Here is an 11,728-nt window from a genome sequence, read left to right as displayed (position 1 = left end):
TATTATATATTTAATAGAATTCTTTGTTTCATTAATGTAAATTCCTTCTGGAAGAGTGTTATCTTATTAATTCAATTGCCTATATTTTTTTTACGTACATTGACCGGAAAGAGAGTGAAGCAGAACTCGAGCAAAAGATGCAGGCGATAAAGGAACTCGAGCATCTTAATACCTCTATAGTTCAGCAGCTCCCGATGCCGGTTCTTCTCATCGATAAGAATGAGCGTATTCTCCTGACCAATGACGTATATCTCAAGTATACCGGATATACACGAGAGCAGATCCTCCAATTAAGCCCCCTGGATCTGACAGTTCTTGATCACTCGGGAGAAGGTCTGAAAGAACTGATGAAATATCAAAAAACGACTTATGGTGAACTGGTTATCGAATTTCCAATCGGTGTTCGCACCCTTGAGCAGTATGGTATTCCGATCTTTAATATTTCAGGAACCCTGGAAAATTTTTTGATCGTGTATAATGATATCACGACCAGAAAAGAGAAGGAGCAGGAGGTTACCCTACTTCTGACAGAATCCAGGGCACTTTCAGATATGCTCTCCCGCAGTGCTGATGATCTTGAAGGAGGTATGGCCAGAATGGCACAGGGAGATCTCAGTTATCGTGCCGTTATTCAAAAAGATGACCCGCTTTTCCAGATCAAAGAGGATTATAACAAGGCTCTGAATACCGTGGCCGCTTTGATAGAAAAGTTGAATGTCTCTATTAGCAGCCTTACCACCAATACCCAGGCTATGCTCTCCAGTACTGAGTCAATCTCCAGATCTATTAATGAAGGAGTAGAACGGGTCAGAGCTTCTACGGACGGGGCACAGACACAGTTGAATGGGACATTGCAGATATCGCAGGAAGTGACGAGACTCTCTTCTTCTATTGAGGAAAATGTAGCGATTGTCCGGGACCTTATGCAGCAGGCTACCGAAGCTTCAATTCAGGGTAATCAGGCAAAAACGTTTGGAGCTTTTGCCAGCGAAAAGATGGAGTCTGTTGAGAAGATCAGTGAGGTAAACATGGAGCAGATCACTCAGCTCAACGGGCAAATGGTAGAGATTAACAAGATTGTCAGGATCATATCCGATATTTCAAGTCAGACAAACCTTCTGGCCCTGAATGCAGCGATTGAAGCAGCACGGGCTGGAGAGCATGGGAGAGGGTTTGCAGTTGTCGCTCAGGAGGTCAAAAATCTTGCAGGACAATCAAAGGGTGCAACTACTCAGATAGAAGAGTTGATCAGTACCATCCAGGCCAGTTCACAAAAAACGGTTGATTCAATTAAGTTATCATACGAAGAGATTCGTGAAGCGATTGAGACGGTAATGCAGACGATTACTGCTCTGGGCTCTATTATTACCACCGTCGGTCAGATCAGTGGAAGTATGAATTCCATCAGTAATTCTATGGAGAATGAGCAGTTCGTAATGAACCGGGTCCTTGAAGGGATGTCTGCGATGAGTGGGGAGAGCGAACAGAATCTATCAAGAATGAAGGCTGTTCTTTCAGGAATGGAACAGACCAGTGCCGAGACCGGAAACATTGCACATTCATCAGATCAGATTGCTAAAATGGCAAAAGAACTGAAGTTACAGTCTGACTGGTTCAGACTGAAATAGACCCCTCCTTATCGGTAGTGATTTTTGGTTCTCTCATTTATAGGCATTCAGGAACCCGTATGGCATCAAGTTACTGCAATAATTTCAAAGACCAGGGACAGTCTGAATAGCGGTCAGGTAGTTATTCTCGAACTATCTCCATTTCCACCAACAGGTAACGATATCTATTTTATTTCAATTAATTTTGCGACAGCCCCATAATACTAAGCCGAAACCTTCACAATCGCTACATCATATCTGCCAAGCTGAGCATTCACTGCTCTATAATTCTGCCATGTCAGTGCATTATCTGGATTGATATCGCGTGCCTTCTTACACACTTCAAGCGGACCACAATAATAACGGACTCGTGACAATATCAGTACTTTTCTCGTGCAGGTTTTCGTCATCAGGAAATTATTATATTGCCAGATCGTAGAGAGCGAAGGCCCCATCGTACTTCTTTACTTCTTCCAGTAAAAACTGCCTCCCACCAGTTCTCAACCGGGCCTGGTTCACTCACAAAGCGGGTGAAATCATCATGAAGCCGAGAAACCGCAGTCAACAACAGATACAAACGGATTCGGTTCATATCTGATTATTTCTTCAGGCTCCAAAAAGGCACTGATAAATCATTGGGAATTAGAGAGGCGGAAATCAAAACTGGCCTCGAAGAGCAGGAATATCAATATAAGTATGTTTATAAGGTAACAATAAAATACTCTGACTCATTCGGAAATTTCAGATTCTACAAATGAGATCAATCCTGGTGACCGGATACAACAGAGGTATCATGAAGAAAGAATTGTTCGTGCTTGCTATTGGTTTATGCATGATTGCGATGATCTCTTGTGCAACTGCCGTCGTGAATAAGATCTCACCTGGTGACACAATATTTGTCGGAGAAGGAGATCTTGATATCACCGGCGCCCTGGGCGGTTACAATACAATCGCGTATTGGTTACCAGGGGATGATCCTGCCGTTGATGAATGGTATTATATGAAAAAAATTTCCGACCCTGAATTGTTCTTTGTTGACCCGATGGAATTTATGGGGAATTCTGGAAAATGGTATCTGTGGGATGGAAAGAGTGCCGGGGAAGTAGCCTTTGCCGTTGATGAACCAAGGATTTCATTACAGATCCTGGACGCTGCAACTAAGGAGGATATCACCAACACCCGTGTCCGACAAGGTTCCGAGGTGAACTTCCGTATTACGACAAATATGTACAATGCCACAAACAGGGCCGGGTATTCTCCAGAGGATACATTCATCAGCCTGACTGTAAATACCCCTGATGGGGATTCCCTGCCCGGCATTGTCTGTTCAGATGGAGAAAAAGTCTCTTTGAGAAATCTTCCTGTAGACACTAAGGAATGGTACTGGATTGGCGAGGGTGAGGATCATACCGTTGCAGCACCGGGCGGAGGATGGAACACCGGGGCAGAATCGAATACCGGCAAAAAGATCTATGAGGCTGGGAAATACACGATCCAGGCCACGAGTGATCTGAACGGGATGGACGACTTGTATCGTGCACCTGATGGATCAGAATATATAGGTAAAACTGCAACACCGGTGAAAAACGTGGAGATCTTCGTTTCAGGCGGGGGAGGCGGCGGGGGTAGCCTATAGTACCAATACATCAACCCTTTTTCATCTTCTGAAAATAACGGGTTTTCAGGAGATCATCCCCTGATCTCTCCCTGATTCTGACAGGTTCAGGAGAGCCGGTACTTTTTGAACGGATCCAGGCTTAACATGTATTCAGTTGAGAACTCAGGATCCCAGAAATCATTCATCCCTGTCTCATCGCGGATCAGTTTTGCCTTCTGGGATGTGGTACTCTTATTTGTCCCAAAATACCGGCAGATGTCCTCTGTCAACTGGAAGGGTTCAAAAGAGGGGTCAGAGAGGAAATTCATCTGTCCGACAGCCTGAACGATTCCTGCAGCCCAGATAGATGGCTTTCCCCTTCTAACCCGTCCGTCATCCATATATGCCAGCCGGCAGGCCACGGTCTGGCAGATTACTGCATATTCGCTGTCAAGATGCTCATAAGAGAACGAATCGGTCATGTCAGTGATCATGTCGTACCATTTTTTCTGGGCTGGTGAGAGATCGGTGACATCAGGTGTCCGGGATTCATACCCGGTTCCCGACACCTCTCTTCCGATGATCCCTTTTCCCAGTTCCGCAAGAAGGGCCGGGTCACCGGATCGGAGCATGTCAATCAAGATCTCTTCCATGTTATTATTGAGATACTTCTTCACTTTCTCCTCGTCATGGAGCATGATCCCTTCTTTCACCAGGTGATTCATCACGATCTCGGCGGCTGCCCCCAGGTATGCGTTTTCTGATTCGCAAGGCAACTTCCCATTCAGGCCAGAGATGGTATCTGCTATCTCCTGTCCTTTCGGGTGGAGTTTCTCTTCTCCAAGGTAGGTGAAGAATGCATGAAGTATCGGAACGATGGCTTCTTTCTTTTTCCTCCCCATCGGATAGTTGAACATAAAACCGGTGATGGTTTCTGCCAGGAGTTTCGGATCCCACCTGTCAGGATCCTTTCCGTCTTTGATCAGAGATGAGGCCATGATGATGACGATCTCGATCACGTCATTTCCGGTTACGTCTGTGATTCCCGCAGCCTCCCGTGAGTCAGAGAACGGAATCAGCCAGGTTGAGATGAAAGTAAACATATCCTCGGTTACCGCCGGATCTTCCCCTGCCATCTCGCGGTCACCGGTATCACTCAGATATCCGAGGACGGCTTCATAATCTTCAGGATCGATACCATCTTCTTCGGCAGCGATGAAGAGGGATTTTCTCATGCTATAGAGATCGACATCATCCATCTTATCGTGAAAGTCATCTCTCATCACTTCAATCCGCTTCGCAATACGGGTTGCATGGGGAAACATCCGTGTCCTCCCCAGGAACCTGAAGAACGAGGTAAGGACGATTGGAATAAAAAAGACGTTTCCATCGTCCCGGAAGAGACTTCTGGGGTAGTCAGTCATCAGACAGTGTTCGACGCGGTCCTCAGTCCACTGCATGGGAGCGGTATCATGGTAATAGAGCATGAATCCGGTCAGATCAGTGATAATCTCTTCTGCACATATATGGCCGTCTTTCCCGATTGACTGGTATTCAGGGCTTTTTTTGAAGTTTTCAAACCAGTTGGAGAGGACGAGGGAGATGTGGGGCTCCGGGTCACGGGGAAAAGCAGAAGGGAACTGATCTTTCATAGATCAGATCAGACATGCTGTTCGGATATTTCTTATGATTTATGTATGATACCGGATGGATAGATACCAAAGAGTCGTTTCTGTCCGGAAATATGCAACCCACCCGGTTGCCTGCGTATTCTCAAATTATACGAGTACTGACTCCGGGATGACCACCGGAGCATAAGGCATACTCAGGCGTAAAATTTGTCCCAGCTGATCACTCTCCATTCCGGGAACACCCATTATGGACGAGGAAGGAATGATTGACCTATATCACCGGCTCGATGGTAACGGCACGGTATCAGGAAGAACTCTTGCCAGCGGGAACCTCTCGGTCAGTGAATATTTCAGTGCCGGGGGGAATCCCTCCTGATTCCTGCATGATTACGGATAAATACATCCGGATTGAGAATTAGCGCTATATCCTAAACTCTTTGACCTGATTTAGTGAACCTCTGCTTTCTTGAGGTTACCTGCAATACCATGGTGCCGAGTATACTATGACTGGAAAAAATTTACACACTATATGAAAAAATGGGCATTCAGGAACCGGTATGGCATCAGGTTTCAGCAATTATAGCCAAGACCCGTGACAGCCTGAATAGCAGCCAGGTAGTTACTCTCGATAATACCCAGAATCTTGAGATATTCGCGGATCCGATGTTCGGACAGGTTATTTATAATCTCGTTGATTATGCCCTGCGCCATGGAAAATCAGTCACTCATATCTGCTTCTCGTTTGAATCAGGTGAAGATGGGGGAGTTCTCATTATGGCTGATAACGGGGTGGGAATAGCAGATGAAGATAAGCATAAGATATTTCAGAAAGGGTTTGGTAAGAATACCGGTCTTGGACTCCTTCTTATCCAGGAGATCCTTACCTTTAGTCATATTACTATCAAAGATACCGGCAAGGTAGGAATGGGGGCAAGATTTGAGATATACATCCCTGTAGGAAGATGGCGAAACACCCGGATGAGAAAACCTGAATTATCCGGGTGATAGAATCCGATCTCTTGATATCGGTTCAATCAGATGAACTTCATGCTGTGATAGCCTGATGATACCGGTTATGCCCTTTCATGAACCGAAACGGTATCGAACCTCTCATTCTGGAATACTATCAGGTCCATTAATTCTGGTCTGAACCAGGCGAAAAAAAGGGTGAGTTGAAATTCAGGTTAACGATGCGATCCCAGACTGGTACCCAAAGGCCTTCTGGAATGTCTTGATTCCACCGGTTACTTCAGTGCTGTCTTTCCAGGTGTTTTCTGCAGAGGTCTTGTTCCAGGTTGCTTCTCCATCTTCGGTACTGCCATCAAGGGCATAGTTATCGTCTCCACCATCACGGGCTTCCATGATACTTCCCGCAAAGATGGTCTTTACCGTTCCTTCTGCAAAGCCGCTTCCTGAGTTTGCGTCAGGAGTCACTGCGATCTGGTAGTTCAGACCTGCCGGAATATCAGCAGTTTCGGCAACGGCACGGATCTGTCCTTTGGTAGAGATCTGAGCACTGTTGACATTTACCAGAGAACTTTTGGCTGAAACAATGTTACAGAATGCCGGAAGCAGACCTCCATGGTTATCAGAGAAGACACAACGGATAGTATCGTCGGTACCTGAGTAGTTTCCTGCTACACTCAGGGTGTACTCTTCTTCGCCAACCATATGGGCACCTTCAGTGCTGGCGTAGGTCAGAACTTTCTGGGACTCGATATTATACAAGCCATTCTCCTGATCCTGGGAGTTGAAGTCAAAATTCTTGTTCTCTGCCAGTTTTCCGCCGTTGGTAAGGATTGCATCCTTATAGGTTACATCAGCAATTGACTGTCCTGCTCCAAGAATTCCTTCAGGTATTGAATCAGGTGATGCAATGACCCAAGACATGGTTGACTTATCGTCAACTGCACCGGTTACATCAATGACGGTGTCGATAGAAAAGACCTGATTTTCTGGTGTCTGGTTTGGAAGCCAGTCTGCTGCGGCAAAACCCGCCAGAGTTACTAACGCAATGAGTGCTATCAAAATTCCAGTTACTATTTTCATTATTATTCCTCCGATTTCGCTGATACGTTGTTCATCATCTGTACTGCTAATTCTTCATGAAAGTAAAAATTAGTGAAGTAATCCGGTGAAGGACAAACCAGATCCGGTTTGTATGAATCTGATCCTTCAGTCGTTGGTTACTTCATTGGTTCTGATCTTGATCGATCTGCTAACCGGCATAATGAAGATGCGTCCATCTCCGATTTTTCCGGTATGGGCGCCTTTCTTGATTGCTTCAATGACCGGATCAACGGTTGCATCGCTTACTACCAGTTCAATCTCAATTTTAGGGATGAGATCCACCAGGATCGATCCGCCCCGGTACTGGAGATTGATACCTTTCTGTTCTCCCCGTCCCTGAACTTCGGTAATTGTCATACCGAAGAAACCTGCCTCCTCAAGGGCATTTTTTACTGCATCGAGCCGTTCTGGTTTGATAATTGCTTTGATGAGTTGCATGGTACACCTGGTTAATGAATTCTCTCTCCATGCTGGGAGATATCTAATCCGACATATTCTTCTTCTTCTGTTACCCGGAGACCTATCGTTTTCTCTACAGCCAGTGCCAGCACGTAGGTCACGACGAATGCATATGCAATTGCTGCAAATGCTCCGACACATTGGGAGACGAGTTGAGTCGCATTCCCTGCCAGGAGCCCGTCTTTTCCTCCTACTACAGCAACCGCAAAGATACCGGTCGCAAGAGCTCCCCACAGGCCGCCCATACCATGAACTGCCCATGCATCAAGGCTCTCATCGAGTCCTTTCCTGATTCGGAAGAGCATGACTCCATAACAGAGTACCCCTGCTATTGCTCCGATGATGATGGAACTCATGGTGTCGACAAACCCTGCTGCCGGAGTGATGGCTACCAATCCTGCTACTGCTCCGGATACCAGCCCCAGTGAGGACGGTTTCCCCCGGATCCAACTGGCCAGCATCCAGGCAATCGCACCTGCTGCTGCCGCCGTGTTCGTCACTACGAATGCATTGGCGGCAAGACCATTGGCTGCAATGGCACTTCCTGAGTTGAACCCGAACCAGCCGAACCAGAGTAAGGCTGCACCGATAAGCGTCATCGGAATGTTATTGGGCTCCATAGAGTGTTCACCGAATCCCATCCGTTTACCAATCACCAGTGCGACGGCTAGCGCTCCGAATCCTGAACTGATGTGTACAACCGTGCCTCCGGCAAAGTCGAGTGCACCCAGTTGAGCAGTCCAGCCACCACCCCAGACCCAGTGAGCAAGCGGATCATATACCAGGGTAGTCCAGAGCAGGGCAAAGATCACAAATCCAGACCATTTTACCCGTTCTGCCATTCCTGATGTGATGATTGCCATCGTCACTGTCGCAAAGACCAGTTGGAAGACCATGTAGAGGAGTGCAGGAATCGGCAGATCCACGCCGGCAATTACTGCACTCTCCTGACCGATTCCGGCAAGACCGAAGTTTGCCAGTGAACCGATAAAACCTCCAATGTCCGGGCCGAATGCGAGTGAATATCCGAACAAGACCCACTGAAGGCTGACTATCGCGAATGCTACGAGTGAAAGAGCGATCATATTGATGAGATTCTTCTTTCGCACCAGCCCGCCATAGAAGAGCCCGACACCTGGTGTCATAATCATTACCAGGGCTGTGGAGGCTAACACCCATGCCGTTGCTCCTGTATCAATTTCCATTTCTAAATCACCTGTTAGACCACCGATAATACTGATGCCGTACCGCGTTTCATACAGATAAACCTGGCGATAGGGAATCTGATTATTCCTGAACGGATCTGATCCGTTAGTAGGAAGTTATCTTCTACCATATTTAAAATATTGCTTTGAGATGAAATCTGATTCATCATGTACTATCAAAAACCACAAACCAGAGAGAAAGGGAAGAGGAGGGATCTCTAAAGATCTTCCAGTTGGAGATGAATCGAACCATTTTTCAATAACTCTTTACCATTTCATCTGCAATTGGTTGGATAGTTCATGAGATCCGGATCTGTTCATCGCGGGAGCCGATGGATCAGCAGGTGGATCCTATAAGAGAGAAGATATCACATGACATCACATAGCGGCTCAAAACTATCAGTCATTGCAGCGATTGCCGGAAACCTGATAATTGCTCTCATAAAGTTTGCAGCAGCGGCTGTCACCGGATCTTCGGCCATGATTTCAGAGGGGATCCACTCGGTGGTCGATACCGGTAACGGCGGTCTGGTCCTGCTCGGCATGAAACGTGCCCAGCAGCCTGCTGATGAAAGCCACCCCTTTGGGTACGGAAAATCGCTCTATTTCTGGACTCATATCGTTGCGGTCTCCATCTTTGGTATCGGCGGAGGGATGTCGGTGTATGAAGGGCTCTCCCATATCGTCTCAGTCACCCCTGATACTGAAATGGGCGATCCCACCGTAGCGTTCCTGGTGCTTGGTATCTCCTTCCTTGTTGAAGCAGGATCCTTTTCAGTGGCAATGAAGCAGTTTCTGCAAGCAAAAGGAGAGATGAGTTCGCTGCAGTATATTCATGAGTCAAAAGACCCGAGCCTGTACACCGTCGTACTGGAGGATAGTGCGGCCCTGCTCGGTCTCATTTTTGCATTTCTCGGACTGTTCTTTGGACACATACTCAGGAATCCGTATCTTGACGGACTGGCATCAGTGGCAATCGGTCTGCTTCTCATGAGTGTTGCCGGAGTTCTTGCATCCCGGAGTATGGGGCTGCTTCTGGGTGAAGGGGTAAACCCTGCTGAACTTGCTGATATCAGGAGGCGGGTTGAATTGGATCCGGCAGTCAGGAGAGCGGGAGACATTCTCACGATGTACATGGGACCAACCGATCTGCTCGTGAATATGGGGGTCTGTTTTGTGGAAGGTACTACCGCAGAACAGATGCATGACTCGATTGGTCGGATTGAAGCTGACCTTCGCAGGGCATATCCGGAGATCAACCGTGTGTATATCGAGGCTGAGTCCCTTCCCACCGGACAAATTGGTAAGAAATGATAATGGCAACCTTTGTTTGACAGGTTTCTAATCCTTTTTACCTGCCAATACGGGGATGATTGTGTATGAGCCTGATAAGTGGTACGGGTTACCGATCAAAAAGCCGAAATTATTTATACCGCCATCCCGAGATCACCATTGATAGAAGATGACGGACAGTATCATGAATCATCGGGGAGTTGCTCTTCTGGCATTCCTCGTCCTATGGGTATGGATGGCTCCGGCAGGTGCGGATCAGGTACCAAATCTGACCGGTACCTGGGATGGAATCTCAGTTGATACATATTCTGAATCAGGAGGGTATGAGAATGCAACCGGCATTCAGGAATACCAGATCACGCTCACTCAGGAGGGGAGATTTTTCGCAGGAAATGAATCATATCGTGAGTCGGCAAACGGACCGGTGACACAGGAGCCAAATGCCGGGGTGATCTCATCAGATGGAAAGTACTTCTGGCGTGACCATGACAGATCCGGGATCTCTTTTGGAGAGATGCTCTCTGATCATGAATATATGGATTATATGCTCTTCCCCAACGACGGCCCATTGGTGATTGCGGCTCACCTGGTAAAAAACGGCACTCAGCCATCAGGAGTAATCCCTGAACCGGTTAATCTTACCGGAACCTGGAATACTACCTCACAGCGAAGAGAAAACGGGACCGCTGTGGTGGGAACGGTAACCATAACGGATCAACAGGGAAGCCTCTTTTCCGGTCTTATTCAGGTTCCGGAGGAAAACGGAACTCTGGTTCAGATGAAGATATTCGGAGTTACCAGTACAAACGGGAGATTTTACGCGGTAACTGATAGTCATGCATATTATGTGGGTGATATCACGGGTGAAGATTCCATTCATTACGTGGTTGTTCATCCACAGGATGATGATGAGACCTTTGTGCTCGACCGTCAGTTGACCCGAAATGCACAAACTCCGGATATTTCACCGGCAACATATCCTGACCTGGCTGGGGACTGGAATATCACAGCCCGAACGGTGATTCAGAATGGGACCATTACCCATACCGAGGCCAGTGATACCGAATGGATGGCCTATTCAGACCAAACTGGCCCGTTCTTTACTGCAACCCGGCATTCGGATGATCCGACAACTCCTCCGGTTATGAAGATCTCAGGAATTTTCAATGGAGAGACTGATGCATTCCTAGCAAGTGCGGCGCCTACGTATGTCCTGTATCATATCATCGATGAAAACATCATCGAAGCGATAGTAATGCGAAAAGAAGGTGATTCCAGAGTATATGTGGATACGTTGGTCAGGAATCTGACCTCATAATTTTTAGATGTGTTCAAAGATCTGAGTTGAGATTGTAAATGTGCTGATCTCCATTCGCATTTCACTCATTACTCATCAGAATCAAAGGGTCCAGAAAATAAGTACACGTTTCAGGAATACTTTAGGTTGGGTAACTATAATATGCAACAAAGTTTCACATATTGTTGCACATTATGTCTAACACAATGGGAGATAACAAGGAACATTTTTCAGCCCGGATTTCGAATTTTTTGATACAAAAAATTAAAGATAAAGCGAAATCAGAAGGAAAATCCGTAACCGCAATTGTTGAAGATGCTTTTTTGCAGTACTTTAAAGATGAACTACCGGGCCTGTGTAAATCCTGCAGGTACATGAACGAGCCTTTGGATCGATTCTGCAGTCGATGTGGAAAACCTCTGATTGAAGAAGCAGAAGCAGAATATTTTAATAATTTTGAAGAATTCTGGTGGAAAGAGGAACATTTTGATCGAATAGTAAAGATCCTCAAAGATCATGTTCTGAAAATCGTGTCAGGATAATCAGGTTCAAGTGGGGGTAGGTGTCGG

12 protein-coding genes are annotated in these 11,728 nt (G+C 46.6%); 7 read left to right on the top strand and 5 right to left on the bottom strand.

Features of this window, described 5'->3' with window-relative positions; genetic code table 11:
* Nucleotides 1-137 precede the first annotated feature (137 nt).
* On the top strand, nt 138-1,628 hold the full coding sequence (locus LUQ50_RS03695; protein ID WP_300036355.1) for a methyl-accepting chemotaxis protein: 1,491 nt from the start codon (nt 138-140) through the stop codon (nt 1,626-1,628).
* A 203-nt stretch (nt 1,629-1,831) separates the two neighbouring features.
* Here LUQ50_RS03695 and LUQ50_RS03690 read toward each other — a convergent pair whose 3' ends face one another.
* The gene (locus LUQ50_RS03690) at nt 1,832-2,062 is read right to left on the bottom strand and encodes a hypothetical protein (RefSeq protein WP_300036352.1); all 231 of its coding nucleotides are present in this window, start codon (nt 2,060-2,062) and stop codon (nt 1,832-1,834) included.
* 338 nt (nt 2,063-2,400) lie between these two features.
* Here LUQ50_RS03690 and LUQ50_RS03685 point away from each other — a divergent pair, with 338 nt between their 5' ends.
* On the top strand, nt 2,401-3,243 hold the full coding sequence (locus LUQ50_RS03685; protein ID WP_300036347.1) for a DUF3821 domain-containing protein: 843 nt from the start codon (nt 2,401-2,403) through the stop codon (nt 3,241-3,243).
* An 86-nt stretch (nt 3,244-3,329) separates the two neighbouring features.
* Here the strand turns inward: LUQ50_RS03685 and LUQ50_RS03680 are convergent, their stop codons facing one another.
* Nucleotides 3,330-4,856 (bottom strand): DUF6398 domain-containing protein, encoded by a 1,527-nt coding sequence (locus LUQ50_RS03680; protein WP_300036344.1) that lies wholly within the window; start codon nt 4,854-4,856, stop codon nt 3,330-3,332.
* A 226-nt stretch (nt 4,857-5,082) separates the two neighbouring features.
* Here LUQ50_RS03680 and LUQ50_RS03675 point away from each other — a divergent pair, with 226 nt between their 5' ends.
* Together LUQ50_RS03675 and LUQ50_RS03670 are read left to right on the top strand one after the other, a co-directional pair.
* Nucleotides 5,083-5,211: a hypothetical protein gene (locus LUQ50_RS03675; protein WP_300036341.1), complete on the top strand. Its 129-nt coding sequence runs from the start codon at nt 5,083-5,085 to the stop codon at nt 5,209-5,211.
* Between the two features lie 161 nt (nt 5,212-5,372).
* Complete coding sequence (locus tag LUQ50_RS03670; RefSeq protein WP_300036338.1) at nt 5,373-5,840, top strand: sensor histidine kinase KdpD; 468 nt, start codon at nt 5,373-5,375, stop codon at nt 5,838-5,840.
* 174 nt (nt 5,841-6,014) lie between these two features.
* Here LUQ50_RS03670 and LUQ50_RS03665 read toward each other — a convergent pair whose 3' ends face one another.
* The 3 genes from LUQ50_RS03665 to LUQ50_RS03655 all read right to left on the bottom strand — a co-directional run bounded on the left by LUQ50_RS03665 (nt 6,015) and on the right by LUQ50_RS03655 (nt 8,569).
* Nucleotides 6,015-6,884: a hypothetical protein gene (locus tag LUQ50_RS03665; RefSeq protein ID WP_300036335.1), complete on the bottom strand. Its 870-nt coding sequence runs from the start codon at nt 6,882-6,884 to the stop codon at nt 6,015-6,017.
* Between the two features lie 126 nt (nt 6,885-7,010).
* A complete protein-coding gene (locus tag LUQ50_RS03660) occupies nt 7,011-7,343 on the bottom strand; it encodes a P-II family nitrogen regulator (RefSeq protein ID WP_300036332.1) in 333 nt (110 codons plus the stop codon).
* An 11-nt stretch (nt 7,344-7,354) separates the two neighbouring features.
* Nucleotides 7,355-8,569, bottom strand: a complete 1,215-nt coding sequence (locus LUQ50_RS03655) for an ammonium transporter (RefSeq protein ID WP_300036329.1) — start codon at nt 8,567-8,569, stop codon at nt 7,355-7,357.
* Nucleotides 8,570-8,941: 372 nt separating this feature from the next.
* On the opposite strand from LUQ50_RS03655, the gene LUQ50_RS03650 reads away from it, so the two are divergent.
* From LUQ50_RS03650 to LUQ50_RS03640, 3 genes are all read left to right on the top strand, one after another.
* Entirely contained in the window at nt 8,942-9,883 is a 942-nt protein-coding gene (locus LUQ50_RS03650; RefSeq protein ID WP_300036326.1) for a cation diffusion facilitator family transporter, read from the top strand.
* 148 nt (nt 9,884-10,031) lie between these two features.
* Nucleotides 10,032-11,180, top strand: coding sequence for a hypothetical protein (locus LUQ50_RS03645; RefSeq protein WP_300036323.1), 1,149 nt, complete (start codon nt 10,032-10,034; stop codon nt 11,178-11,180).
* A 173-nt stretch (nt 11,181-11,353) separates the two neighbouring features.
* Nucleotides 11,354-11,701 carry a hypothetical protein gene (locus tag LUQ50_RS03640; RefSeq protein WP_300036320.1) on the top strand — a complete coding sequence of 116 codons (348 nt, stop codon included), beginning with the start codon at nt 11,354-11,356 and terminating at the stop codon, nt 11,699-11,701.
* Nucleotides 11,702-11,728 lie beyond the last annotated feature (27 nt).

The organism is Methanospirillum sp. (assembly GCF_028679455.1).
Taxonomy (GTDB): Archaea; Halobacteriota; Methanomicrobia; order Methanomicrobiales; family Methanospirillaceae; genus Methanospirillum.
This window is presented reverse-complemented; position numbering and strand designations above follow the sequence as displayed.